This window comes from Kribbella sp. NBC_01510 (genome assembly GCF_045040325.1).
Classification (GTDB): domain Bacteria; phylum Actinomycetota; class Actinomycetes; order Propionibacteriales; family Kribbellaceae; genus Kribbella.
Map to the genome: position 1 here is coordinate 93,757 of NZ_CP109418.1, position 24,534 is coordinate 118,290.

The following is a 24,534-nucleotide window of genomic DNA, read 5'->3' on the forward strand; positions in this document are numbered from 1 at the left end:
CCGGCCCCGGCCAAGTCCGCCTGATCAGGTCACCTTGAAGTCCTCGGTCTTGGAGCCTTTGGCGCCGGCATCGGTCACGACGGACACCGTCAGGTGATAGATGCCGCGGACCTCCAGTGAGTCGCTGGAGAGGTAGAAAGTCTCATGGCAGGACCCGCTCCGCCCGGTCTTCACAACGGCGGATCCGCGCTTGAGCACCCAGGTCGGGTAGCAGCCGGTGTCCGGGTAGTGCCCGCTCTCGTCGAGCACTTGGGCGACGGCAGTCGGGATCGCGCCGGCGCGGTACTCCTGCGGTCCGATCTTGCCGTTGGCGCTCATCAGCACGGTGATGGCGAGACTGCCCGGAGCGAGGGCCGGCAGCGTACTAGTAGTCCCGGGGTCCGTGATCTGGACGGCCGGCGTCTCCGTGACGGTCTCGGTGACCGTCGCCGTCGTGGTCGTCGTCGCTGTCTGCGTCGTCAGGACCGTGGTCGGCGGCGGGGCAGGGTTGATGGCGTTGGGCAAGGCGTCAGCCCGGCCCAGGACAATGGTGAGCGCGCTGCCGATCACCGCGAAGACGGCGGGAATGGCGGCGATCAGCGCCGGATGCCGGTGCCAGGCCCACTGCTTCTTCTCGTACGGTTTTCCGGCAGGCGGAGTCGTCGTCGTTCGGCTCACAGTGGTTCCCCCCACGTGACGTGTCGTGCCCGATGCCCCCCGGCCACCGGTGTGATGCTCAACGATGGACCAAAACCGTGAGCACGTCCACAGCGAAGAGTGACGACGTTTAGGGTCTTGGCTATGGCGGCTCTGACCAGGTGGCACGTGGGTGCTTGGACTACGCGGGGGACGCGGGTCGGTGAGCCGCTCGAGGCGGGGCGGAAGCGGACGCCGGATGAGCTGAACTTCGACGTGGTGGGGCTGGCGCGAATTCTTGGGCGGCGGTTGTCGGGGCGGGAGGAGCTGCAGGTCCGGCTGTGGCAGAACGAACTCCGGCCGACGCATACGCGGCTCTGTGGCGTGCATACGCTGGCGGATCCGGACAACGCGCGGCTCTTGCGGGCGACGGTCGAGGAGGCGCTGGCTTGGCTGGGTGAGCGCGCTCCGGCCGGATACGAGTTCGTGCTGACGGATGCGGTGGAACTGCAGCCGATCCTCGACCTCGACGCCGAGGTGGTCGCGGTCGACGCCGTCATCCAGCTCGCCGGCACCAACCTCCCCGCGGCCCGTCTCGCCGCCTCGCACGTACGACGCTCGGCCGCCGGCGACTGGTATGCCGGTGACGCGACCTGCAACTGGTCGGGTCCCCACGAAACCGCCGACGCCGCGGTCGCCGTCGTACAGACAGCCCGCGACGAACTGGCCGACCAACTGGTGGCTGCTGGACGACCTGATCTGGCGGCGACCGCGCCGCGGTGGCCCGCCGTCCCCGTCGAGCCGCCGGCGCCGCACGGGTAACCGGGAACCGCCGGCGCCGCACAGGTAACCGGGAACCGCCGGCGCCGCACAGGTAACCGGGAACCGCCGGCGCCGCACAGGTAACCGGGAACCGCCGGCGCCGCACAGGTAACCGGGAACCGCCGGCGCCGCACAGGTAACCGGGAACCGCCGGCGCCGCACAGGTAACCGGGAACCGCAGGTGGCCTACGGGGTAGCCAGGGGCCGCGGCGCCGCACCTGAAACCGGGGGCCGCTGGCGCCGCACCTGTAATCGGGGACCACTGGCGGCGTACGGCGACCGGGGACTTCGACAGCCGCAGGGGGCTAGGACAACGTATCGGGACCTGGGACAAGTTATGAGCTGTCGCAAGTCCCGACAAGGTGTCCGCGCCCCCGTCCGCCGTACAGCGCCCGGACGGTGGAGCGGATCTCCGTGCGGATGCTGGGTCCGCTGGTGTACGAGACCAGAGGACACGAATCGGAGGGATGCCCCCCGAGTTCGGGGGTTGCCCCCTCGGAATCTGAGTGGGCAACCCTCCAGCTGAGGGGATATCCGGCCCTTCTGACGCGTCTGTGGTTGGTTCGTTCGCCTCCGTCGCATCCCGGCAGTTGGCCCTGCTCTGTCGGTTGCCGCCGGGGCGGGGACGATCTCGTCCCGGATCGGATCCCGGATCGGGTGGGAGATCCTCCCCAGCCTGGCCCCGGCCGCCCGCGGGTCGCGACCTGGGCGGACGTGGCACACTCACCAACCCGGTCCGGCGGCCGCCGACTGCCCCCAGCCGAGCGGGGTTTCGCTGGCACCGCGCTGCTGTGAGTGGTGCACGTCCGGTCCGCGGCACGGCATCACCAGACCCGCCACCGCCGCGCGGCGGGGTGTGGCGGACCTGCAGGCCATCACAATCGCCGAGACGCTGCGGTCATCCGTGGGAGACCTTCGTCCGCGCCTCGTTGTGATGGCCTGGCGATCCGGTCGACGGCACGGGCAACACCCACGGAACCGACCGGAGCCCCGGATCGCCCCTGAGCTGGATGGTTGCCCACTCAGAATCGGAGCGCGCAAGCAACCAGCTCGGGCGTTATCCCCTGCAATGTCCACGCGGTTGGGCGTGGCGGGTGGGGTCAGGCGGGCACCCGGACAGGTGGCGGTGTCAGGCGGAGTGGTGGAGGGGGGATTCGGACGGAGCGGGGTGGGTGGTTAGGTGGCGGTTGAGGAAGGTCAGTTCGGCTTCGACTGCGGTTTCGTGGGCGTCGAGGAAGGGGGCGTAGTGGCCGCCGGGGACGCGGAGGACTTCGGCGGTGGGGGCCTGGGCGGCGGCTGCGAGGGCCGGCGCGGCGAGGGCTGATTGGTCGTCGTCGCAGACCACGAAGAGCAGTGGGCAGCGGACCTGACTCGCGTACTTGGCGGGGCGGTAGACGGCGGCTGCGAAGACTGAGCGCGCCGCGATGGCTTGCTGCCAGTCGTACTGGTTTTCAGGGTCGAGCGCCTCGTTGGTGAACTGGGCATCCGGTGTGTTGAGCAGCGCGACCGTGCCAGGCGGTCCGGCGAGGGCGACCAGCTTCGGCGGCCGACCGACGAGGCCGCCGAGCGTGTCGAGGATGCAGCGTCCGATCAGCCGCAGTGCCGTGAGCGGCGTCTGGTAGCGGGACGCGTTGCGGCTCGCGGCCGGGCCGTCCACGTTCGCCGACTGCGCGATCGCGGCCGTCACGTCCGGATGCTCCGCGGCCAACTGAAGGACGTAGCCGCCGGACAGCGAGAACGACCAAATGCCCACGCGTTCCACCCCTGGAAGCGTGGCTGCGAACGCGATCGCGGCCCGCCAGTCGTCCAATTGGTCGGCGATCCGGGCGACCTGGCGCGGCTCGCCGCCGCTCTCACCGAGGTTGCGGTAGTCGAACGCCAGTACGTCGAACCCGGCCGCCGCGAACCGCTCTGCGAACCGGTCCGTGCCCGGTTCCTTCGTCACGCCGAATCCGCCGGCCATGATCACGCAGCCGCCGTTCGACCCTGGATAGTGCCAGGCCGCGCACTCGACGCCGGCACTAAGGAAGCTCACTTTCTCGCGCATACCAAAAGTGAACCATGCGGTTCGCAAACTGTCCATAGGGGTACGCCGCCGGGGCCGACCCACGCCCCTTCAGTCGCCGGCGGACTCCTCGCGCTCGAGTGCTCGCACCATCGCGGCGAACCCGGCGTCGATGCCGTCCGCATCACCACTCGTCCGCCACTCGATCAGGAACCCACGCAAGGTGGCCAGGATCAGCTCGGCGACCTCACGTTTGCGCTGCTCAGGCCAGTCCGCGGGACAGATCGACAGCAATGCGGGCATGTACTGTCTCGAGGCCGAGCGCGCGAGGTCGGCGTACCGCGCCGCGTCGTACATCGCGAGGCCGATGGCCTGGTCCAGGACCCACGACTCCTCGCCGATCAGCGCCGGCCACATCGATCGGACCCGGTCCGCGAGCGATCGATCGGCCGGGCCCGCGGTCGCGGCTGCCATTCCGCGGGTGATCCGGCGTTCGCGGAGTTGGAGAACGGCTTGCGTGAGCAGGTCCTCGGGTCCGTCGAAGTGATACAGCAGCACCTTGTGCGTCGTACCGGCCGCGCGCGCCGCCCGCCGGAGGGAGAAGTCGACCAGACCGTTGACGCCGAGTTCGTCGGCGACGCGGTCGAGCAGCTCGCGCCGCCGCGCCTCACCGCGCGGCGACTTCGCCGACCGCCGATACCCCGCGCGCTCCTCAGCCACTCGGACAGTATCCAGTCAGGTGAAGCTTGCGACGAAGTAGCCGACACCGTACGGCGCGGCGTGGTAGGTCAGGTCGCCCGTCAAGGTGGTCGCCGTGAGCGCGCCCGCGAGTACCTGCCAGGGGGCTCGGCCGGCGGCCTGCAGTTCGACGGCGAGGTCCGGGTCGAGGGCATTCAGTACGTCGAGATCCCTGTGCTGCAAGGCGGTTGCGACCGTGGTGTCGAAGATCTCGGCTCTCGGGTGGAGGTGGACCGGCGAGTGCTCACTCCGTCGGGCCGAGCCGTCACCCATCACCAGCAGGCCGATCCGATCGTTGCCGTCAGCAATTTCTTGCCCCAGTTGCCGGCACTCGGCCGGGGTGGCGTCCATGGGCACGGCCAGGTACGCGCGGGGCAGTTGAGCAGCCTTGGTCTGCTCGAGCAACCAACCCCCGACCGCCAACGACAACGGCAGGACTGGGTCGCCGGTGCCGATGCGCACGCCGGGTGCGCCGTACGGTCCGAACGAGCCGCCCGCGGCGGCTGGGTAGGTGGCGCGGGCGGCCGCGGCGCCGACGACCAGCACGCTGGACGCGGTGGACAGTTGGTCGATTGCGGCGAGGCAGGCGGCTCGGAGGTCGTCGAGGTCGGGGGCGGCTCCGGACGCCACCTCGGGGACCAGGAGGGGTGGGTGCGGGCAGACCGCGGCGACGACGACGGGCACGGCTACGCCTCCCGCAGGTAGCGGAAGAAGAGGTAGTCGTCAGCCGCGGACAGCGTCGACGTCAGCTTCATCTGCCGGGTCAGCGTCGTCGCCGGCCCTGCGGTGATGCGACCGGAACCCGGCCCGGCGAGGAGGGGCGCGAGCGCGAGACACATCTCGTCGACCAGGTCGGCGTGAGTCAGCGCCCCGAGCAGATGCGGCCCGCCCTCGCACAGGATCTGCGGCATCGCCCGCGCCGCCAACTCGTCGACGAGCGCCTTCAGATCGACCTCGGCCGCACCCAGGACCAGCACCTCTGCCACCTCGCCGAGGGCCTCGCGCCGCTCCGGCGGCGAGGCAGCGTGGGTGACCACGAGCGGCCGAACCGCCGACTGGAACACCGGGTTCACCGGGCTCAGCTCCAACCGCGACGACACGATCACCAACGTCGGATTCTCGGCCAGCCCCTGGGCCGTCCGCCACTCCCGGGCCGCCTTGGACAACCGCAGCGGCGTGTATCCCTCGTCGCGGATCGTGCCGGCGCCGACCAGCACCACATCAGCCAGCCTCCGGACCATGCTGAACACCCGGCTGTCGGAGTCACTCGACAACGCCTTGGACCGGCCGTCGATCTCGACCGCGCCGTCGAGGCTGCTGACGAAGTTCGCCCGCAGGTGCGCGACCGACCGGTCCTCCGGTTGGTAGACCGCGGCCAGTTCCGGGTCGGAGAGGTCTTCCAGACGACGCATCAGGCCAGGCTCCTTCGGGTTCCGGCGGGCTGGGCAGTGCCACGCAGTACGGCGATCAGGTCGAGCGCCTGCCGAGCCGCGGGTACGTCGTGGACGCGGAACACCCGGGCACCCAGCCAGGCCGAGATGCTGAGCGCGGCGAGTGTGCCGTTGCCACGCTGTCCCGGCGGGAGCTCGAGGGTCTCGCCGATGAAGTCCTTGTTCGACACCGCGACCAGGACCGGCCAGCCGGTCGCCGCCAGCTCGTCCAGGCGACGGGTCAGCTCGAGTGACTGCAGGGTGTTCTTGCCGAAGTCGTGGGTCGGGTCGATCAGGATCCCGTCCGGCCGGACCCCGGCCGCGACCGCCCGGTCCGCGAGGCCGGTCGTCGTCCGGATCACGTCCGCGACCACGTCGTCGTACGCCATCCGGTGCGGATCCGTGCGCGGCGAGAGGCCGCCGACGTGACTGCAGACCAGCCCCGCCCCGGCTTCGGCGGCGGCGTGGACCAGGTCGGGATCCGCGCCGGCCCAGGTGTCGTTGAGGAGGTCGGCGCCGGCCTCGGCGACCCGGCGGGCGACGCCGCTGCGGTAGGTGTCGACGCTGATCACCAGACCGGGATGCCGGGCCCGGATGCCGGCCACGAAGTCCACGGTCCGGCGGAGCTCCTCGTCCTCGCTGACGGGTTCGCCGTACCCGGCCTTGACGCCGCCGATGTCGACCAGGTCGGCGCCGTCCGCGACCGCCTGGTCGATCGCGGCGTAGGCCGCGTCGGTCGCGTACGTCGCGCCGCGGTCGAAGAACGAGTCCGGGGTGCGGTTGATGATCGCCATCAGGGCGAATTCGCCCACGCCGAACGACCGGCTCCCCAACCGCAGTACGCCGTCGCCCTCGTCCGCCACGGCACCGACTCTAACCGGCGGATCCCCAGGCCATCACCATCGGCGTCCGACTGCTCCGCCAGGCGCGAGCGCCGGTGACGCAGCCAGTTGTGATGGCCTCGCGATCCGCCCTACGGCTGCCCAAATCGGCACATATCCTATAGGATTCCTGGCGACAGTCCGCCCACCGCCGCAGATCGGGTCCTGATGCCACGATTCACCGAGTTAGAGACGTACGACGTCCGCTTCCCCACGTCGCTGGACCTGGACGGCTCCGACGCGATGAACACCGACCCGGACTACTCCGCGGCGTACCTGATCCTGCGGACCGACGCGGCCGACGGGCTGGAAGGGCATGGATTCGCGTTCACGATCGGCCGTGGCAACGACGTACAGACCGCGGCGATCGAGGCGCTCCGCGACCACGTGATCGGCCTCGACCTGGACGCGACGCTGAACGATCTCGGTGGGTTCTGGAAGTCGCTCGTGCACGACTCGCAGCTGCGCTGGCTCGGCCCGGAGAAGGGCGTCATGCACATGGCGATCGGCGCGGTCGTCAACGCCGTGTGGGACCTGGCCGCCAAGCGGGCCGGCGTACCGCTGTGGAAGCTGCTGTCCGACCTGACGCCGGAGCAGATCGTCGATCTCGTCGACTTCCGCTACCTGACCGACGCGCTGACGCCGTCCGAAGCGCTCGAGATCCTGCGCGCGGCGAAGGCGGGTCGCTCCGAGCGGGAGGCACTGCTGCGAGAGCGGGGCTACCCGGCGTACACGACGACGCCCGGCTGGCTCGGGTACGACGACGCCAAGCTGGTGCGGTTGTGTCACGAGGCTGTCGCCGAGGGCTTCACCCAGATCAAGCTCAAGGTCGGCGCGGACCTGGACGACGACATCCGCCGGATGCGGCTGGCCCGCGAGGCGGTCGGTCCGGACATCCGGATCGCGATCGACGCCAATCAGCGCTGGGACGTGGCCGACGCGATCCGGTGGGTCGAGGCCCTGGCGCCGTACGACGTCTGGTGGGTGGAGGAACCGACGAGCCCGGACGACATCCTCGGGCACGCGGCCATCGCGAAGGCGATCGCGCCGATCCGCGTGGCGACCGGTGAGCACGTGCAGAACCGGGTGGTGTTCAAGCAGATGTTGCAGGCCGGGGCGCTGTCGGTGCTGCAGCTCGACTCGGCCCGGGTCGCGGGAGTGAACGAGAACGTCGCGATCCTGCTGCTGGCGGCGAAGTTCGGCGTACCGGTCTGTCCGCACGCCGGTGGGGTCGGGCTGTGCGAACTGGTCCAGCACCTGTCGATGTTCGACTACGTCGCGGTGAGCGGGTCGCTGGAGGATCGTGTGATCGAATACGTCGACCACCTGCACGAGCACTTCCTGGACCCGGTGGTGATCCGGGACGGGCAGTACGTGGCGCCGGAGCGGCCCGGGTTCGGCGCCGAGATGGATGCTGAGACGCTGACCGACTTCCGGTACCCGAGTGGCAAGATCTGGACCGACCTGACTGATTCGAAGGAGAGCGGGAAGTGACGGACTTCGCCGGCCTGCGGGCCGTGGTGACCGGAGGCGCCCAAGGCATCGGACTTGCGGCCGCCTCGCTGCTGGCGTCCCGGGGTGCGCGGGTAGTCGTGTTCGACCTCAAGCCTGACGTGTCCGAGCCGCTGACCGGGATCGCCGCGGACGTCACCGACGACGGTTCGGTCCGGGACGCGGTCGCCGCGGCGGCGCTGCAACTCGGCGGGATCGACATTGTGGTGAACAACGCCGGCATCGGCGCGCAGGGCACGGTCGCCGGGAACGACGACGACGAGTGGCACCGCGTCCTCGACGTCAACGTGGTCGGCATCGCTCGCGTGACCCGGGCCGCGCTGCCGTACCTGCGGAAGTCGTCGGCCGCCGCGATCGTCAACACCTGCTCGATCGCCGCGACCGCCGGCCTGCCGAATCGTGCGTTGTACTCGGCGAGCAAAGGCGCCGTACTCGCGTTGACGATGGCGATGGCCGCGGACCACGTGCGCGAAGGGATCCGCGTCAACTGCGTGAACCCTGGTACGGCGGACACGCCGTGGGTCGGCCGATTGCTCGACGTGGCCCAGGACCCGGCCGCCGAACGAGCCGCCCTGGAATCGCGTCAGCCGATGGGCCGGCTGGTGTCGGCGGACGAGGTCGCGCACGCGATCGCCTACCTGGCCAGCCCGTTGTCGGGCTCGACGACCGGTACGGCGCTCGCCGTCGACGGCGGGATGCAGAACCTGCGGCTTCCGGCGGCCCCGAATCGAGCCCAGTGATGAAGATCTTTCCGGACGGTCAGCGGGTCGGACTGGGCGGTGCGCCGCTGGGGAATCTGCTCGGCTCGGTGAGCGAGGCGGACGCGGTCGCGACGGTGAACGCTGCCTGGGACGAGGGGTGGCGGTACTTCGACACCGCTCCGCACTACGGGCTCGGGCTCGCCGAGGAACGGCTCGGTGGCGGGCTGCGCGGCAAGCCGCGGGACGAGTTCGTGCTGTCGAGCAAGGTCGGGCGGATCATCTACGAGGCCGACGGCGCGGCGACGGACGACGAGGGCTTCGAGATCAACACGAACCGGCGGCGGCGCTGGGACTTCTCGCGGGACGGCGTGTTGCAGAGCATCGAGGACTCGTTGCGGCGGATCGGCACCGATCGGCTCGACGTGGTCTTCGTGCACGACCCCGACGACCACTATGACGAGGCCGTCGCGACCGCCTTCCCGACGTTGATCGAGCTGCGCGACCAGGGCGTGATCGGCGCGATCGGCTCCGGCATGAACCAGACCGCGATGCTGACCCGGTTCGTCAACGAGATCGACATCGACGCGATCATGCTGGCCGGCCGCTACACCCTGATCGACCCCGACGGCCTCGACGACGTACTCCCCGCCTGCCTCGCCAACGACGTCCAGGTAGTTGCCGTGGGCATCTTCAACTCCGGCCTGCTCTCCCAGCCGCGCCCCGCCCCCGGCGCCACCTTCAACTACGCACCCGCCGCGGATTCCCTGGTAGCCAAGGCCAACCAGCTCGCCGACATCTGCGAGTCCCACGGCACCACCCTCCCCGCCGCCGCGCTCGCCTTCCCGCTGGCCCACCCCGCCGTCGCCGGCATCGCGGTGGGCTGCCGCACCCCGGAAGAGGTCCACACCAACGCAACCCTCGCCCGTGCCGAGGTCCCCGCAGCCCTCTGGTCAGACCTGAAGTCAGCAGGCCTCCTCCGCGAGGACGCGCCCACGCCATAACCCCACCGCAGCGCTCGGTGCACAGGTCGGGGGCTGCCGCGACCTTTGGTGGGCGTGAACAGGTTATTGCCTGTCCCCACGCACCAGTTCCTGTCCCAGCCCCCGACTTCTGGCCGGGGGCGAGGTCAGGTTCTGGTGGTTCTGGAGGCGAGGTGGAGGGCCAGACGTTCGTCCGGGTTGGCCAGGTCTACGCCTAGGAGGTGCTGGATCTTGGTGATGCGGGCGGCTGCCGTGTTGCGATGGATGCCGAGGACGGCGGCGGTTTCCGCCAGCGAGGACTCGGTGTCGAGGTAGACGGCGAGGGTCGTGACCAGGTCGCCGGGCTGGTCTTCGATGGGGGCCAGGAGGGCGCGGGCGGCCGGCTGGAAGGTGTCGGTGCGGGTCCAGGCGAGGAGGAGCTGGGCCAGCCCGAGGCGGTCGACGTGGAGGAAACGGCCGGTTTCGGCGCGGCCCCGGGCCAGACCGGCCGCATCACCTGCTTCGGCCAGGGAAGTGGCGATCCCGCTCGGACCAGGTGCAACCCGGCCGACACCGACGTACGCATCGACGGTCAGCAGGCGACGCTGCACCCGTCTGATCGCCGCCGCTTGCTGCTGGACCTCGGTTGACGTCGGCTCGCGCGCAGCGGTGATCCATGCGGACCATCCGTCACCCTGCTCGACCACGACCGCCTGCAGACCCTCGGCGTCAAAGGCTTCCACCACGTCGGCCCGCCGCCCTGCGACGTCCACCTGGCCGTCGGTCCCGATCCGGATCCCCGTGTGCCACCCGTCCAGCTGCCACCCGAGATCCACGGCCCGCCGCCGCGTCGCCTCCGACGGCTCACCGTGCAGCAGCTCACCGAGCAACGACGTACGCTGCCGCGCGTCCCGCTCCAACTCCAGCCGCCGCAACGCCAACCGCTCCCCCACCGCGGGCGCCACCACCGTCAACACAGCGGGTACTGCGGCAACCTCAGCCGGCACGACTCCGGGCAACCGAGCCACCAGCCAGCACACCGGCCCAGCACCGAGCACTGCCACAGCAATCAGCACCGCACCACTCGGCAGATCCACTCGGTATGGCGCCGCCCACGGGACCGGAACTGCCGGAAGCGTACCAACCAGGGCAGACCGCTCCTCAGCCTCCAACGGCTCCCCCGCCAAAGTCCCACCGTCAGAGCCGGCCAGCGTCACCGGCCTGTCCAGTACGGCGGATGTCGTCCGCAGCACCGAGGTCAGGTCACGGTCAGAACGCCGCAATGCGGTGACAGCATGCAGGACGAGATCTGCTCGGACCAGGTCGGGCTCGGAAGCCACCTTGTTCAGGTGCTCGTGAGCTGCCAGCGGATCCGGACTGCCCAGCACCGGCAGCTGCAACCGCTCGGCCAGCAGCTGAGCTCCACGTCCGAGTGGCTCGGCACCGGCGAGCAGCAGGGCCGCTGCGCCTGCTGCCGAGGCTCGGCTGATCAGCGCGTCGATCCGCCAGTCGGAGTGGTCGGTTGCGAGCAGCACGACCAACAGTTCGCCGGTCATCGGCTCGGGATGGCCAGCGACGTTCATGAGCACCCGAGAGCCCGTCAGCGCAGGACCGGGTTCCTGCCTGCCGCCCAGGACGACCACGTCCCGCCAGCCCGGCGAGGTCAGCATCGCCGACAGCGAAGGCGCAATCACGAGGCCTCCAGCAGTTGCGGGTCGCACCCAAGTCCGAACGCCCGCGGTCCGACGTACCCGATCCGATCGCCGCGCCGCCACCATTCCGGTCCGGGCAGCGCGAGTACCACTACCTCGTCGCCGGTCCGGATCGCCTCGACCGCAATCGGCTGCAGTGTGCGTCGATCCAGCACACAAACGAGGTCCGGCGTACTCACGACCGGCTCTCCGTCGACCATGGCGAGCAGATACTCGTTCTCCGTCTCGATCCGCACCACCGCACGGCTCGCGGAATCGACCACACAGACACTGCCGCGCCCGAAGGCAGCACCGCCGTTCGCTATGGCATGCCGCGCGACCTCTTCGACCCGTCCGCCACCCAGCATCCGCCCGCCGAGAGCCGACGCGACCGTCGCCGGCGCGGCGCCGGTGTCGAGTCCGGCATGCGCCCGGCCCAGCGCCAGAGCTCGAGTCAAACTGCCATTGACCGCATCCGACGTCGCGGCATCGACAGGCGTCGGCGCCAGCGCCAGTACGGCCCAGCCCCCGGTGTGGGCGACGAAGCTCCGCACCGCGCGTTCCAGACCGGACGCATCGACGTGATCCACCACGATCACCTGTCCGCTCGGCTCACTGAGCGCACAGGGCGTCAGCGAACGCCCCGCCACCGCCCAGGAGAACTGGTCGAGCCGTGGCATCGCCCGGCCCATCAGATCGGCGTCGACGAACGGCAGTCCGAGGTCCAGCGCGGCGATGAGCGGACTGAGGCCGTTCAGCCCACCTGCCTCGAGCGACATCAGCCCGGTGACCGCCTGCCCGGTCCAACGGCTCACCGCCCCAACGGCGGTCTCGAACTCACCTCCGCTGGGCAGCTTCTCCGCCAGCACGCTCGTCGCACCCACCACGCCGATGGGGCTCAGGTACGCACCAGGTGTGTCCGAGGCGTCCCGCAGTACGAGCTCACCAGCCCCCAGCCGCCGACGCAGCATCCGCCCGAACGCACCCGTGTCGCCGCCGCCACCGGACCCCAGCAGGGTGACGCCGACGACCAGCGCCCCCAGATCCTGCTCACGGATGACTGTCGTCATGAGCCGATGATGTCACCGAGTGTTCCGCCCCGGCGGGGTGGAACACTCGGCCCGCCGCGGAGGGGTATCGAGCACGGCGGGCCGAGAGTCAGTGGGCGAGGGGCAGAGCCTCGACACGTCGTTCGACCGGACTGAACTCCACGTCGAGCCCGAAACAGGCCGGTCCGAACACCGCCAGCGCCTCAGATGTGCGCATCAGGTCGGGCGTGGAGATCCCGACCACGGTGACCCGTTGGCCGTAGCGCAGGCCCTCTGTGGTGATCGGCTCGGCGGTATCGGCCTCGAGCACGCAGATCAGGTCCGGCACCGTGCAGACGACCTCGCCGTCGACTTCTGCGACCAGGTTCTCGTTCTGGAAGCGCAACTCCAGTTCGGACCTGCCGTCGTACGCGGTGAAGCGGGCGCGGCCGCGGGCGAAGCCCTCGACGGTACGGCGTTCCACGTCCACGACCTTGCCGCTGAAGAGTACCCGGAGGTGGTTGTAGAGCGTCGGCGCGAGTGCTGCCCGGACCGCCTCGATCGGATCGTCATGCGCAGCCCTGGCTTCGCGGACCGCGCGTCCGATGGACAGGCCGAGGCTGAGTGTTCTGGGTACGGCGGTGCGCTTCACCTCGGCGCCCGTCATCGAGTACTCCGCGATGTGCGCGACGCCGCCCAGCCGGATCGTGATCCCGCGGGCCAGCCACTCCATCTGCTGGTTGTCCGTGCCGGTGTCGATGACGACCGTCTCGTCGTGTTCCCCGGCGATCGCCATCGGCGACCCGGGTACGCCGTACACCGAGAACGTCTCCATCTGGAGTTCGGGGAACGCGCGGCCCATGCCGTCGGCATCGACCACCGGCAGACCGGTCCGGGCAGCGACGAGCAGCGGGATCATCGAGTTGATGCCGCCGCATTCGATCGGCATGGTCGCATCCGCGGTGCGGCCGAGATGGCGCTCGAGGGCGCGCAACGCGCCGACCGGCTCGCTGCCGCGCGGGATCTTCTCCACGATGACCGTCGGCGCGCCCATCTGCGCGGTCGGGATGACGAAGGCGTCGTCGTCGAGCTCATCCGGGTCGAGGACCGTGACCGGCCCGTGCTCGCGGATCGCCTGCTCCACCAGCAAGCGCCCGATCAGCGGATCGCCACCACCGCCGGTGCCGAGAATCGCAGCACCCCTGGCAAGGTCTCTCAGGTGCTCGATGTCGAGCTGCCAGCTCATATCGTCTCCAGTGCGCGGATCGGGTCGAGGTCGTAGCCGAAGTAGCGCGGGCCGACCAGCTCGATGCCTTCCGGTGAGTGCCACCGTTCGTCGGCGGGCGCGGCGAGCACGCTCACGCGATGGCCGTAGCGCAATGCCTCGGTGGTGATGGGTTCGCCGGACTCGGTGTCGAGCACGATGATCAGGTCGGGCGTGGTCGCGACCGCGGTGCCGTCGATCTCGGCCACCAGGTGCTCGTTCTGGAAGTGCAGCGCCAGCAATCGCCCGAGCGATGCGTCCAGTCCGTCGATCGCGGCATCACCCCGGGCGAACCCGGTCGTCGTACGGCGTTGGACGTCGACCACCTTGCCGACGTGCAGCAACCGGCCGCCGAGCTGATCGACCACGGCCGCGACCGGATCGCTGTGCTGTTGCTGCGCACGCTCGATCGCGTGACCGATCGCGAGGCACTGGCTGAGAGTTCCGGGGACGAACGCCTCGCGGATCTCGGTGCCGGTCATCGCGTACAGCGAGACGATCGCCGAGCAGCCCATGTCGACGGTCGCGGACCGGGCCAGCCGCTCGGCCCAGGGGTTGTCGATCGTGTCGAAGACGCCGCGGTTGCCCTTCTCGTCGACAATCGACATCGGGGTCGCCTCGATGCCGGCCAGCGTCGGCAGCACCATCTGCAGTTCGGGGAACGCGCGGCCCATCCCGTCTCCGTCCACCAACGGCAGCCCGAGTTGCGCGGCGGCGATGACCGGGACGGTCGAGTTCACGCCGCCCGCTTCGATGCACGCGATGTGAGTCGGCGTCTTGCCGACATACCGAGCCAGGGTCTGGACGGCGACCGAGATCTGATCCGCCGACGGAAGCTTCTCGACCATGACGGTCGGTGCGCCCATCATCGCCACCGGCAACACGCACGCGTCGTCCGGAAGGTCGTCAACGGCAACCATTTCGACCGGCCCGTACTCCCGGACCGCCTGCTGCGCGAGCAGCCGCCCGATGTGCGGATCCCCGCCACCACCGGTGCCCAGCACGGCAGCCCCACGGGCAAGCGCGGCGAGATCGTCGGCACCCAGCCTCATCGCACTCCCCTCACCTGGGCTCACGACGCCCCCAACCGGAGATCGCCGACCGCCTTGCAGCGGATGCGGGTGGCATTGCCTGGCAAATACGGAATCGGTACTTCGTCGAAGTCGACGATCCGCACCTGCGCGGGATCAGCGCCCGCGGCCACGGCTCGGTCGACCGCCTCCTGCCGCGCCTCGTCCACGACCGCATCGCGACGGCCGGGGTCGATCGCGTACACCCGGTCCACCTCGCCACCGACCTGGGCGATCGCCGCACCGATCGCGTTCGCCACCGCGAAGTGATCCGGCCGATGCACCGCGAGACTGCCCGGCAGATCGTCCGGCAGGAGGATCGAACCACCGCCGACCGCGACCACCGGCAGCGGGTCGGGCGAGGTGCGCATCCGCTCCACCGCGTCCGCGATGTCCGCCGCCACCCGCGCCAGCGCCGCCTTCACCAGCGTCGGATCGAGCTCGGCCACGGCCGCCGGGTCACCGATCTCGGCCCGCCCCGCCGCCACCGCGATATCCGTCGCGGTGAGCGTCGTACCGCCGAAGACCAGCGCCTCCTCGGTCAGCCGATAGCCGACCGACCGCGGGCCGACCGTCACCAGGTCGTTGCCCTCAGCCACCAAACTGCCGCCGCCGATGCCGATGCTGAGCACATCCGGCATCCGGAAGTTGGTCCGGACGCCGGCCACGTCCACCTCCGTGGTCGCCTCCCGCGGGAAGCCGTGCGTGAGTACGCCGACGTCGGTCGTCGTACCGCCGACGTCGACGACCGCGCAGGTGTCCAGGCCGGACAGCAGCGCGGCACCGCGCATCGAGTTGGTCGGGCCGGACGCGAACGTGGCGACCGGGTAGCGGCGGGCGAAGTCGACATCCATCAGCGTGCCGTCGTTCTGGCTGAGGTACAGCGGAGCAGCAATGCCGTGGCCTGCGACCGCGCCGGCGAGGCCGTCCACGATGCTCGCGGCGAGCTCACGCAGCGCCGCGTTGATGATGGTCGCGTTCTCCCGCTCGAGCAGACCGATCCGGCCGATCTCGTGGGACAGCGAGATCGCCACATCGTCGCCGAGTTCGGAGCGCAGGATCTCGGCCGCGCGCAGCTCGAACTCGTTGCTCACCGGCGAGAACACCGACGAGATCGCCACCGACCGGACGCCGTGCGACACCATGTCCGCGGCGTGCCGGCGCAGTTCGTCCTCGTCCAGCTCGGCGATGTGCCGTCCGTCGAACTCGTGCCCGCCATGGGCCAGGTAGCTGCGCCCGCTGATCGCCTCGACGAGTCGCTCCGGCCAGTCGACCAGCGGCGGCAGCGACGCGGTGGCCGGCAGTCCGAGCCGCAGCGCCGCCGTCGGGGCGAGCCGGCGCGCCTCGATCAGGGCGTTGATGAAGTGCGTGGTGCCGATCATCACCGCCTGGATCTGCGCCGGGTCGAAGGACCGCTCGGCCTGCAACCGGTCCAGGGTGTCGATGATGCCCGCGGTGACGTCCGCGCTGGTGGCCGACTTGTTGGCGGCCAGCACGCTGACGCCGGTGCCCTCGCCCTCGAGCAGTACGGCGTCGGTGTTGGTACCACCGACATCGATCCCGATACGCATTCCAAATCCTCCCGTTGTGCCTAGCTGGTCGCCGGTACGGCGTTGATGGCGGTCTGCTCACTGTCCATGGTGCGACTCGTCCCAACGCCCCGGATCAGGCCGAGCCGGCCGGCGACGACGTACGCCGCGAAGCCGACCACCAGCGAGTTGATGCTGGGCAGACCCCAGGTGACGTACTTGCCGATCAGGGCGGCGGCGACCCAGATCACGATCGTCGCCGGTACCCAGGTCGGCGCGGTGGCGGGCAGTGTGCCGTCGGCCCGGGTCGCGTCCAGCTCGGGGCGCCAGCGCTTCACCACGAAGTACTCCGCGACCATGATTCCGGCGATCGGCGGGAACGCGACGCCGAGCACGATCAGGAACTCGGTGAACTTGTCCAGGATCCCGCCGGCCGCGAGCACACTGCCGAGGATGCCGACCACGAGCGTGACGACGGCCCGGTTGACGTGCCGGCCGAAGACGGTCCCGATGAAGTTCACCACGCCGAGGCCGGAGCTGTAGAGATTCCAGTCGTTGATCTTGATCGTGCCCAGGATGATCACCAGTGTGCCGACCCAGCCGACCGACGAGGTGACGATGGTGATCACGTTCGCCGAGCCGACCGCGTGCGCGAGCAGTACGCCGCACAGGCCGATCACGTACTCGCCGAGGGTGATGCCGAGAACGGTCTGCTTGACCACGTCCCCGACCGTCCGGTTGAAGCGGGTCATGTCCGGGGTGATCACCGCGCCGACGATGAATCCGCCGGCGACGAGCGTCGTACCCTCCAGCAGGCTCAGCGGCGGACCCGGCGGCGCGGAGCTGACCAGTGCGCTGAGGCTGTGGTCGGACAGCTCGCTGATGATCGACCAGCCGACCAGGATGAGGAATGCGGGCACGGTCACATACGCGACCCACGCCATCGAGTGGAAGCCACGGAGCACGACCAGCGTGACCGCGAGACCGAAGACGAGCGACCAGCCCCACGCCGGCAGTACGCCGATCAACTGGCTCAGACCGGCCGCCGACACCGCGGACTGGATCCCGAACCAGCCGATCAAGCTGATCCCGATCGCCAGCCCGATCAGTGCCGACCCGGCCTGACCGAACCCGGTCCAGCGGGCGATCACCGAGGTCTGCAAGCCCTCGCGGGCCCCGATGATCCCGATCAGGATCGCCACCAGCTCGAGGATCACCGCGCCGAGCGTCAGCGCCCAGAACGCGGTCCAGAAGTCCATCCCGAACCCGAGCGTCGCCCCGAGCAGAAACTGACTGAGCGCCGAGATCTGCCCGAACCGCTGCGTCGCGACAGACCACCACGAATATCGGGCGCTCTGCGGAACCCGAGCGAGCGCATAGTCGTCCGTACCAACAGATGAACCGGCCATGAGAGCCTCCAGCCTGGGGATTTCATCGAACGTACGGCGCTGGGCGGGCCGGTTCACCGTCCATCGTGCACACCAGGCGACCGCAGACTGTGCAATCAGCCCATGTCCCTGCTCTTGCTCACTCCGGGTCCTGGGGTCGCCAGTGGACCTGGAGGCCGTCGCGGCGGCCGATCTGTTCGATGCGGGCGGCGACATGGGCGCTCAGTTCGTCCAGGCGGGCGGTGTCAGCTGCCTCGACCTGGAGGATCAGCTCGTCCGCGGCGCTGCGGATCGTCCACGTTCCCTCGCCCAGGTCGATGACCAGCTCACCCGGACTACTCGCCAGCACCTTCATCCCGCCGGGCTGGTGACCGAAGTGACTGGTCAGTTGTTCGACATACCGTGCCGCTCGCGGAGTCCCGACGTACGCCTGCACGACTGCCATCCCGACACACTCCTTTTTCAAGACAGAGTGTCTCGAATACGGACAGTCTGTCAAGGTAGGCTGATGGTCGTGCCGAAGTTGTGGGATGACAGCATTGCCACGCATCGCGAGGCGGTGCGGGGAGCCGTGCTAGCTACGGCCGCCGCGCTGGTGGCTGAGCGCGGCGTGACCGGGGTGACGATGTCGGAGGTTGCCCAGCGGGCCGGGGTCGGGCGGGCGACGCTGTACAAGTACTTCCCGGACGTCGAGTCGGTCCTGGCCGCGTGGCATGAGCGACAGGTGGGTGAGCATCTCCGGCAGCTCGAGGACATCTGGGAGCGGAGCGGGCAGCTCAGCGACGTGCTGGAGGCCTATGCGTTCATCTGCTACGAGCACCCGCAGTCGGAGCCGGCGGCGTCGTTACATCGGTCGGAGCATGTGTCCGCGGCTCGTGAGCACCTCGTCGAGTTTCTGGCGGGTCTGATGGCCGACGTGCGGGACGACGTTCCGCCCAAGGAGTTGGCGGCGTACTGCGTGCATGCGCTCGGCGCGGCGGGCGCCGTACCGTCGAAGGCGGCGGTACGGCGCCTGGTCGCGGTCACGCTGACCGGGTTACGCGGCGAGTCGAGCGGGTGAGAGGTCGAGGCGGCGCAGTAGCTGCGCGTTGAGGGCGACCACGATGGTCGAGATCGACATCAGGATCGCGCCGACGGCCGGCGAGACGACCACGCCGGCGAAGGCGAGTACGCCGGCCGCGAGCGGGACCGTGATGACGTTGTAGCCGGTGGCCCAGGCCAGGTTCTGCCACATCTTGCGATAGCTGGCCTTCGACAGGGTGATCACCGAGAGGACGGCGCGGGGGTCGTTCGCGGCCAGGACCACGCCGGCCGATTCGATTGCGACGTCGGTGCCGGCGCCAATCGCGATGCCGACCTCGGCGCGGGCCAAAGCGGGGGCATCGTTCACGCCGTCGCCGACCATGGCGACCTTCAGGCCGCGCGACTGCAGTTCGGCGACCTTCGCATCCTTGTCCTGCGGAAGCACTTCCGCGAAGACCTCGTCGATGTCGAGTTCCTTCGCGACCGCGTCGGCGACCTGGTGTGCGTCGCCGGTGATCATCGCGACCTTCACGCCACGCCGATGCAGCGCATCCACCGCCTGCCTCGACTCCTCGCGAACCTCGTCCTCCAACGCGACCGCCCCGATCACCTGCCCGTCCCGAACCACATGCAGCACGGCGGCCCCACGCCCCTTCCAGGTCGCGACGTCCGTCTCCAGCTCCGCCGGCTCGGGTACGCCGTACTCCCGCAAGAACGCTGGTCCACCGACAGCAACCTCGGAACCGTCCACAACAGCCTGTACGCCGCGACCGGTGAGCGACTGGAATTCCGATGCCACCACAGCTCGTCCGTGGCCGGCCGGCACCCGATCTGGGTGTGCTCGGACAATGGCCTTGGCCAGCGGGTGCTCGCTGTCGGCCTCGACCGCGGCGGCCAGCTCCAGCAACTCCTCGTCGGTGATCGGTCCGACCGTGGCGACGCCGGTCACCGCCGGCTCGCCCTTGGTCAGGGTGCCGGTCTTGTCGAACAGGACGACGTCGATCGTGCGCATCCGCTCCAGCGCCAGCCGGTCCTTCACCAGGACGCCGGCCTTCGCGGCGCGTTCGGTGGAGATCGCGATCACCAGCGGGACAGCCAGGCCGAGGGCGTGCGGGCAGGCGATCACCAGGACGGTCACGGTCCGCGTGACGGCCTCGTTCACCTCACCCAGCAGCGTCCACACCACGAACGTGATCAGCCCCGCGATCGACGCGAAGTAGAAGAGGAACCCCGCGGCTCGATCGGCCAGGGCTTGCGCGCGGGACGACGACGCCTGCGCCTCGGCGACCAGCCGCTGGATCCCGGCCAGCGCGGTGTCGTCCCCGACCGCCGTGATCTCGACCCGCAGAGCGTTGTCGGTGGCAACGGTCCCGGCGACGACGGAATCCCCGACCGCTCGCAGGACCGACCGCGACTCACCGGTGATCATCGACTCGTCGACCTCGGCCTGCCCGTCGACCACGGTCCCGTCCGCCGGCACGCGCCCGCCCGAGCGGACCAGTACGACGTCTCCCGCCAGCAACTCGACGAGCGGCACCTCGACCACGCCGTCGGCCGTCACCTTCTCCGCCGAGTCGGGCAGCAGTGCGGCCAACGCGTCGAGCGCACCGGATGCGGCGCCGAGCGCACGCATCTCCAGCCAGTGCCCGAGCAGCATGATCACGATCAGCAGCGCAAGCTCCCACCAGAAGTCCAGGTCGAACCCGCCGATGCCGAGCGTCGTCACCCAGGACGCGACGAACGCGACTGTGATCGCCATCGAGATCAGCAGCATCATCCCGGGCCGACGGGACTTCAGTTCGCCCCAACCTCCGGTCAGGAACGGCTGCCCGCCGTACACGAAGATCACCGTCCCGAGGACCGGGGCGATCAGCCCCGACCCCGGGAACTCCGGCCGCGAGTACCCGAGCAGGTCGGCGAACATCGCACTGAAGAACACCACCGGCACCGCCAGCCCGAGGCTGATCCAGAACCGATCCTTGAACTGCGCCGCATGATCCCCGTGACCCGCATGCCCACCGTGGTCACCGTGCCCAGCGTGGTCAGCGTGGTCAGCGTGCCCAGCGTGGTCAGCGTGGTCAGCGTGCCCAGCGTGGTCAGCGTGCCCGCCGCGGTCAGCGTGGTCAGCATGCGCGGTGTGGTCGTGATGCTCATCCATGCTCGAAACATACCCCCGAGGGGTATAAACCGCAACCAGCGAAACCGCCCCGCCGTCCAGCACGGACGACGGGGCGACGGAGGTACGCCTGCACCTGGACAGGAGCTGGTGGCGGCGGCCGGCTGATCAGCTGGGATCTTCGGAAACAACTGGCCGCCAGGTGACCGGATTCCTCCGGAAAGCGATCTGCCCCCTGGCGCCCCGACAGCCGACTCCCGGGGGCTGGGACACCTTCTGGTGGGCTGCGACAGGGAATGACCTGTCCCAGCCCACCACTACCTGTCTCAACCCCCGACGACAGCCCGTCCTCTGAGAGTCGCACCCGGCCAACCTCATGGCCTGAGTCCGACTACAGCGGATCGATGTCGGTCAGCGTGTCCGGGGTCAGTTCGACCCAGCGGGTGATGCCGATCTCGCGCAGGAACGGGAGGTCGTGGCTGGCGATGATCAGGGCACCGTTGTACGACGCGAGGGCGTCGCGGAGCTGGGCGACGCTGGCCAGGTCCAGGTTATTGGTCGGCTCGTCCAGCATCAGCAACTGCGGTGGGGGCTCCGCCAGCAGCAGCGCCGCCAGCGTCGCCCGGAAGCGCTCGCCACCGGACAGCGTGCTGACCAGCTGATCGGCCGCGCGCCCGCGGAAGAGGAAGCGGGCCAGCCGCGACCGCCGCTCCTGGTTCTCCGTGCTCGGGGCCAGCAACGCGAGGTTGTCGACAATCGACAGGTCGTCCCGGAGCAGATCCAGACGCTGCGGCAGGTACCGGAACGGCACCTCCGGCAACCCGCCGCTCGTGATCGACTGCAGCAGCGTCGTCTTGCCCGCGCCATTCGGCCCGGTCAGCGCGATCCGCTCCGGCCCGCGGATCTCCAGGTCCACCTGCGCCCCGGTCCGCAGCACGTGATCCTCGAGCCGCAGCACCACCCGGCCCGCGGGTACGGCGGTCTTCGGCAGGTCGACGCGGATCGTGTCGTCGTCGTGGACGAGCTCCTCCGCGTCGGCCAGCGCCTCCCGCGCCGAGTCGAGCCGCTCGGACTGCATCCCGAGGTGCTTCCCGGCCGACACCTGCGCCGCCCGCTTCAGCCCACCCGCGACGATCTTCGGGATCCCGCCCTGCTCGAACGCCCGCTGTCCGCGGGCCCGGCGCTGGTCCATCTTCATCCGCGCCTCGATCAGGTCACGCCGCTGCTTGCGGACGTCGGCCTCGGCCGACCGCAGCATCCGCTCGGCCGCCTCCTGCTCGATCGCCACCGCCTCCTCGTAGGCGGTGAGGTTCCCGCCGTACCAGGCGACGTCGCCCTTGCGCAGCTCGCCGATCTGGTCGACCCGGTCCAGCAACTCGCGGTCGTGGCTGACGATCACCAACGCACCACGGAACTGCTCGACCGCGTCGTACAGATGCCTCCGCGCCCGCAGGTCGAGGTTGTTGGTCGGCTCGTCGAGCAGCAGTACGTCGGGACGCCGCAGCAGCTCGGCGGCCAGGCCGAGCAGGATCGTCTCGCCGCCGGACAGCTCACCGACGCTCCGGTCGAGGTCGATCGCGCCGAGGCCGAGCTTGCCGAGCAGCGCCTCGGCCCGTTCGTCGACATCCCAGTCGTCGCCGACGATCGCGAAGTTCTGCTCCGAGGCGTCACCGGACTCGATCGCGGTGATGGCGCGGCGGACGGCCTCGATGCCGAGCGCCTGATCGACCCGCAGGCCGGTGTCGAGGGTCAGATCCTGTGGCAGGTACCCGAGCTCGCCGCTCACCCGGATCGACCCGCGCTGCGGAGTGAGCCGCCCGGCGATGAGCCGGAGCAACGTCGACTTGCCGGCGCCGTTGCGGCCGACCAGCCCGGACCGCACGGGTCCGGCGACGAAGGTGAGCCCGTCGAACAGGACGTCGCCGTCCGGCCAGGCGAAGAAGAGGTCCGTACAGGACAGGGAAAAACTCATGTGCGTGAACTCCAGAAGAGGTCTCGGACGAGATCGCACACCAGGACGGGTGGCGATCGATCGGCTGAAGAGAAGACCTCGGAGCTACAACGCGGACCCCTGACGTCGGGAATGGGACATCACCAAGGGTAGGCGGCACTCCCGGCCGGGTTCAACCGTTTTCCCGGCGCTTGCGCCAGGCAACGATCAGCAGGTCGACCAGCGCGACCACCGCGAGCGCACCGAACGCGACCACCCAGCCGACCGGCAGGTCGAAGACGACGGCCAGCACGGCCGCCGCGATCCACAGCGCCAGACCGAACGACGCGAGGACCAGGCGCAGCGTCAGCGCACTGCGGGGCGGCGCCGGTTCGAAGGCCATGCCACCGGAGTACCTCAGGGTGCTTTGCGGAGCCAGGTCTCGACGCCGGCGATGTGCGCGGTCATCCAGGCCCGGGCCGCCTCGGCGTCACCGATCTCGATCGCGTCCAGGATCGCGGCGTGCTCCGACAGCGTCCGCTCGACCGCGCCGGCCTGGGTGACCCCGCGCCAGATCCGGGCCCGCTGGGTCGCACCGGAGATGCCGTCGAGCAGCGAGCACACGACCTGGTTCCCGGTCGCCTCGGCGATCGCGCGATGGAACCGCAGGTCGTTGGCGACCAGATCCTCGACCGGCGAGTCCGCCGTCAGGTCGCTGCAGAGCAGCCGCAGCTCGGTCAGCTGCTCGTGGGTGATCCGGACCGCGGCCAGCGCCGCGACCCCGGGCTCGAGCAGCCGCCGGACCTCGAAGAACTGCAGCACCGAGTCGTCGCGATGCAGGTCGACCATGAAGTTCAGCGCGTCCAGCAGGTGCGCCGAGTCGAGACTGCTGACGAAAGTGCCGTCGCCGTGCCGGACGTCCAGCACGTTCACCAGCGTCAGCGCCTTGACCGCCTCGCGCAGCGAGTTCCGCGACAGGCCGAGCCGCGCCGCGAGATCCGCCTCCTTCGGCAGTCGATCCCCTGGACCCAATTCCCCCGAGGTGATCATCCCTTTGATCTTGACGATCGCCTCATCCGTCAACGCCATCTCGTCAGTATGCCGCCCTACGATCCCTTCATGACCACACCGGGCTACTCGGGCAAACCGCTCGCGGCGAAGCTGGGTATCAAGCCGGAGCACGTCGTACTGCTGGACAACGCGCCGGACGGTTTCGCGATCGAGGGCCTGCCCGCCGGTACGACGGTGGTCCGCCGGGCCGGCCGGACGTCGTACGAGGTGGTGCTGGCCTTCTGCCCGGACCGGAGCCGGCTGACCAGACGCCTGCCGGTGCTGCTCGGCAAGACGGTGCCCGCGGGGATGATCTGGATCGCCTGGCCGAAGCGGTCGTCCGGCGTAGCGACCGACCTGGACGAGAACGGGATCCGCGAGCTGGCCCTGCCGCTCGGCGTGGTCGACGTGAAGGTGGCCGCGATCGACGCGACCTGGTCCGGCCTGAAGCTGGTCCGGCGGCTGAGCAGCCGGTGAGCCCAGTCGCGGGGAACTGGACTGATCCAGAGGGTGACGTTGACCACATTTCTGCGCAGTCCTGATCATCACCACCGGCAAGCGCACAACTGCATACAGTGGGCACCTGCGCTCAAATGCTCTACTCAGCGTCACCTCGGCGAGCGGCCGAAATCCCACCTCTGCAAGGGGTCCCGCAGTTCCGTCGGCTCCGGACCGTGCCGTCGATTCCGGAGCCTCCGGCCGATGAGCTGAAACACCTGCCTGCACGGTGTTTCAGGCCTCGATCGATCAAGCCGCCAGAGCCTGACCACTCGCCGCACTGG

At 69.8% G+C, this 24,534-nt stretch carries 23 protein-coding genes; 6 read left to right on the top strand and 17 right to left on the bottom strand.

The window, feature by feature from the left end; translation table 11 throughout:
• Positions 1 to 24: 24 nt before the first annotated feature.
• On the bottom strand, positions 25 to 657 hold the full coding sequence (locus OG558_RS00475; RefSeq protein ID WP_405068444.1) for a hypothetical protein: 633 nt from the start codon (positions 655 to 657) through the stop codon (positions 25 to 27).
• A 123-nt stretch (positions 658 to 780) separates the two neighbouring features.
• On the opposite strand from OG558_RS00475, the gene OG558_RS00480 reads away from it, so the two are divergent.
• Positions 781 to 1,437 (top strand): hypothetical protein, encoded by a 657-nt coding sequence (locus OG558_RS00480; protein ID WP_405068445.1) that lies wholly within the window; start codon positions 781 to 783, stop codon positions 1,435 to 1,437.
• A gap of 1,129 nt (positions 1,438 to 2,566) precedes the next feature.
• Here the strand turns inward: OG558_RS00480 and OG558_RS00485 are convergent.
• From OG558_RS00485 to folP, 5 genes are all read right to left on the bottom strand, one after another.
• Positions 2,567 to 3,484, bottom strand: a complete 918-nt coding sequence (locus OG558_RS00485) for an alpha/beta hydrolase (protein WP_405068446.1) — start codon at positions 3,482 to 3,484, stop codon at positions 2,567 to 2,569.
• Positions 3,485 to 3,553: 69 nt separating this feature from the next.
• Positions 3,554 to 4,162 (bottom strand): hypothetical protein, encoded by a 609-nt coding sequence (locus OG558_RS00490; RefSeq protein ID WP_329480660.1) that lies wholly within the window; start codon positions 4,160 to 4,162, stop codon positions 3,554 to 3,556.
• Positions 4,163 to 4,177: 15 nt separating this feature from the next.
• Entirely contained in the window at positions 4,178 to 4,864 is a 687-nt protein-coding gene (locus OG558_RS00495) for a class III extradiol dioxygenase subunit B-like domain-containing protein (RefSeq protein WP_405068447.1), read from the bottom strand.
• A 2-nt stretch (positions 4,865 to 4,866) separates the two neighbouring features.
• The gene (locus tag OG558_RS00500; protein WP_329480664.1) at positions 4,867 to 5,592 is read right to left on the bottom strand and encodes a pyrimidine reductase family protein; all 726 of its coding nucleotides are present in this window, start codon (positions 5,590 to 5,592) and stop codon (positions 4,867 to 4,869) included.
• The gene (gene folP / locus OG558_RS00505; RefSeq protein WP_405068448.1) at positions 5,592 to 6,473 is read right to left on the bottom strand and encodes a dihydropteroate synthase; all 882 of its coding nucleotides are present in this window, start codon (positions 6,471 to 6,473) and stop codon (positions 5,592 to 5,594) included. The genes OG558_RS00500 and folP overlap by 1 nt, the downstream gene beginning before the upstream one ends.
• A 186-nt stretch (positions 6,474 to 6,659) precedes the next feature.
• On the opposite strand from folP, the gene OG558_RS00510 reads away from it, so the two are divergent.
• From OG558_RS00510 to OG558_RS00520, 3 genes are read left to right on the top strand one after another with little or no spacing between them, the layout of a single operon-like run.
• Positions 6,660 to 7,985 (top strand): L-fuconate dehydratase, encoded by a 1,326-nt coding sequence (locus OG558_RS00510; RefSeq protein WP_405068449.1) that lies wholly within the window; start codon positions 6,660 to 6,662, stop codon positions 7,983 to 7,985.
• Positions 7,982 to 8,743, top strand: a complete 762-nt coding sequence (locus OG558_RS00515; RefSeq protein WP_405068450.1) for an SDR family NAD(P)-dependent oxidoreductase — start codon at positions 7,982 to 7,984, stop codon at positions 8,741 to 8,743. Before OG558_RS00510 ends, OG558_RS00515 begins: the two co-directional genes overlap by 4 nt.
• A complete protein-coding gene (locus OG558_RS00520) occupies positions 8,743 to 9,705 on the top strand; it encodes an aldo/keto reductase (protein ID WP_405068451.1) in 963 nt (320 codons plus the stop codon). Before OG558_RS00515 ends, OG558_RS00520 begins: the two co-directional genes overlap by 1 nt.
• A gap of 125 nt (positions 9,706 to 9,830) precedes the next feature.
• On the opposite strand, the gene OG558_RS00525 is transcribed toward OG558_RS00520, so the two are convergent.
• From OG558_RS00525 to OG558_RS00555, 7 genes are all read right to left on the bottom strand, one after another.
• The gene (locus OG558_RS00525; RefSeq protein ID WP_405068452.1) at positions 9,831 to 11,357 is read right to left on the bottom strand and encodes a PucR family transcriptional regulator; all 1,527 of its coding nucleotides are present in this window, start codon (positions 11,355 to 11,357) and stop codon (positions 9,831 to 9,833) included.
• Complete coding sequence (locus tag OG558_RS00530) at positions 11,354 to 12,424, bottom strand: DUF917 domain-containing protein (protein WP_405068453.1); 1,071 nt, start codon at positions 12,422 to 12,424, stop codon at positions 11,354 to 11,356. Before OG558_RS00530 ends, OG558_RS00525 begins: the two co-directional genes overlap by 4 nt.
• Before the next feature lie 88 nt (positions 12,425 to 12,512).
• On the bottom strand, positions 12,513 to 13,628 hold the full coding sequence (locus tag OG558_RS00535) for a DUF917 domain-containing protein (RefSeq protein WP_405068454.1): 1,116 nt from the start codon (positions 13,626 to 13,628) through the stop codon (positions 12,513 to 12,515).
• Positions 13,625 to 14,698 carry a DUF917 domain-containing protein gene (locus OG558_RS00540; RefSeq protein WP_405068455.1) on the bottom strand — a complete coding sequence of 358 codons (1,074 nt, stop codon included), beginning with the start codon at positions 14,696 to 14,698 and terminating at the stop codon, positions 13,625 to 13,627. Before OG558_RS00540 ends, OG558_RS00535 begins: the two co-directional genes overlap by 4 nt.
• Positions 14,699 to 14,718: 20 nt before the next feature.
• Entirely contained in the window at positions 14,719 to 16,287 is a 1,569-nt protein-coding gene (locus tag OG558_RS00545; RefSeq protein ID WP_405068456.1) for a hydantoinase/oxoprolinase N-terminal domain-containing protein, read from the bottom strand.
• A gap of 20 nt (positions 16,288 to 16,307) precedes the next feature.
• A complete protein-coding gene (locus OG558_RS00550) occupies positions 16,308 to 17,654 on the bottom strand; it encodes a purine-cytosine permease family protein (protein ID WP_405068457.1) in 1,347 nt (448 codons plus the stop codon).
• A gap of 118 nt (positions 17,655 to 17,772) precedes the next feature.
• The gene (locus OG558_RS00555) at positions 17,773 to 18,078 is read right to left on the bottom strand and encodes a DUF2218 domain-containing protein (RefSeq protein WP_405068458.1); all 306 of its coding nucleotides are present in this window, start codon (positions 18,076 to 18,078) and stop codon (positions 17,773 to 17,775) included.
• Between the two features lie 69 nt (positions 18,079 to 18,147).
• Here OG558_RS00555 and OG558_RS00560 point away from each other — a divergent pair, with 69 nt between their 5' ends.
• Entirely contained in the window at positions 18,148 to 18,693 is a 546-nt protein-coding gene (locus OG558_RS00560; RefSeq protein WP_405068459.1) for a TetR/AcrR family transcriptional regulator, read from the top strand.
• Here OG558_RS00560 and OG558_RS00565 read toward each other — a convergent pair.
• The 4 genes from OG558_RS00565 to OG558_RS00580 all read right to left on the bottom strand — a co-directional run bounded on the left by OG558_RS00565 (position 18,670) and on the right by OG558_RS00580 (position 23,791).
• Positions 18,670 to 20,814, bottom strand: coding sequence for a copper-translocating P-type ATPase (locus OG558_RS00565; protein WP_405068460.1), 2,145 nt, complete (start codon positions 20,812 to 20,814; stop codon positions 18,670 to 18,672). The genes OG558_RS00560 and OG558_RS00565 overlap by 24 nt on opposite strands.
• Positions 20,815 to 21,163: 349 nt before the next feature.
• Positions 21,164 to 22,744 carry an ABC-F family ATP-binding cassette domain-containing protein gene (locus OG558_RS00570; protein ID WP_405068461.1) on the bottom strand — a complete coding sequence of 527 codons (1,581 nt, stop codon included), beginning with the start codon at positions 22,742 to 22,744 and terminating at the stop codon, positions 21,164 to 21,166.
• Between the two features lie 151 nt (positions 22,745 to 22,895).
• Positions 22,896 to 23,105, bottom strand: coding sequence for a DUF6343 family protein (locus OG558_RS00575; RefSeq protein ID WP_329480694.1), 210 nt, complete (start codon positions 23,103 to 23,105; stop codon positions 22,896 to 22,898).
• Between the two features lie 14 nt (positions 23,106 to 23,119).
• Positions 23,120 to 23,791, bottom strand: a complete 672-nt coding sequence (locus OG558_RS00580; protein ID WP_329480695.1) for a FadR/GntR family transcriptional regulator — start codon at positions 23,789 to 23,791, stop codon at positions 23,120 to 23,122.
• Positions 23,792 to 23,821: 30 nt separating this feature from the next.
• On the opposite strand from OG558_RS00580, the gene OG558_RS00585 reads away from it, so the two are divergent.
• On the top strand, positions 23,822 to 24,229 hold the full coding sequence (locus tag OG558_RS00585) for a DUF3052 domain-containing protein (protein WP_405068462.1): 408 nt from the start codon (positions 23,822 to 23,824) through the stop codon (positions 24,227 to 24,229).
• The last annotated feature ends 305 nt before the right edge of the window (positions 24,230 to 24,534 follow it).

Bases quoted from the DNA above. Each gene is read 5' to 3' on its own strand.
- OG558_RS00480 (WP_405068445.1), top strand. From the start codon at position 781: ATGGCGGCTCTGACCAGGTGGCACGTGGGTGCTTGGACTACGCGGGGG.
- OG558_RS00485 (WP_405068446.1), bottom strand. From the start codon at position 3,484: ATGCGCGAGAAAGTGAGCTTCCTTAGTGCCGGCGTCGAGTGCGCGGCC.
- OG558_RS00500 (WP_329480664.1), bottom strand. From the start codon at position 5,592: ATGCGTCGTCTGGAAGACCTCTCCGACCCGGAACTGGCCGCGGTCTAC.
- OG558_RS00510 (WP_405068449.1), top strand. From the start codon at position 6,660: ATGCCACGATTCACCGAGTTAGAGACGTACGACGTCCGCTTCCCCACG.
- OG558_RS00520 (WP_405068451.1), top strand. From the start codon at position 8,743: ATGAAGATCTTTCCGGACGGTCAGCGGGTCGGACTGGGCGGTGCGCCG.
- OG558_RS00530 (WP_405068453.1), bottom strand. From the start codon at position 12,424: ATGACGACAGTCATCCGTGAGCAGGATCTGGGGGCGCTGGTCGTCGGC.
- OG558_RS00535 (WP_405068454.1), bottom strand. From the start codon at position 13,628: ATGAGCTGGCAGCTCGACATCGAGCACCTGAGAGACCTTGCCAGGGGT.
- OG558_RS00540 (WP_405068455.1), bottom strand. From the start codon at position 14,698: ATGAGGCTGGGTGCCGACGATCTCGCCGCGCTTGCCCGTGGGGCTGCC.
- OG558_RS00545 (WP_405068456.1), bottom strand. From the start codon at position 16,287: ATGCGTATCGGGATCGATGTCGGTGGTACCAACACCGACGCCGTACTG.
- OG558_RS00550 (WP_405068457.1), bottom strand. From the start codon at position 17,654: ATGGCCGGTTCATCTGTTGGTACGGACGACTATGCGCTCGCTCGGGTT.
- OG558_RS00555 (WP_405068458.1), bottom strand. From the start codon at position 18,078: ATGGCAGTCGTGCAGGCGTACGTCGGGACTCCGCGAGCGGCACGGTAT.
- OG558_RS00565 (WP_405068460.1), bottom strand. From the start codon at position 20,814: ATGGATGAGCATCACGACCACACCGCGCATGCTGACCACGCTGACCGC.
- OG558_RS00570 (WP_405068461.1), bottom strand. From the start codon at position 22,744: ATGAGTTTTTCCCTGTCCTGTACGGACCTCTTCTTCGCCTGGCCGGAC.
- OG558_RS00575 (WP_329480694.1), bottom strand. From the start codon at position 23,105: ATGGCCTTCGAACCGGCGCCGCCCCGCAGTGCGCTGACGCTGCGCCTG.
- OG558_RS00580 (WP_329480695.1), bottom strand. From the start codon at position 23,791: ATGGCGTTGACGGATGAGGCGATCGTCAAGATCAAAGGGATGATCACC.
- OG558_RS00585 (WP_405068462.1), top strand. From the start codon at position 23,822: ATGACCACACCGGGCTACTCGGGCAAACCGCTCGCGGCGAAGCTGGGT.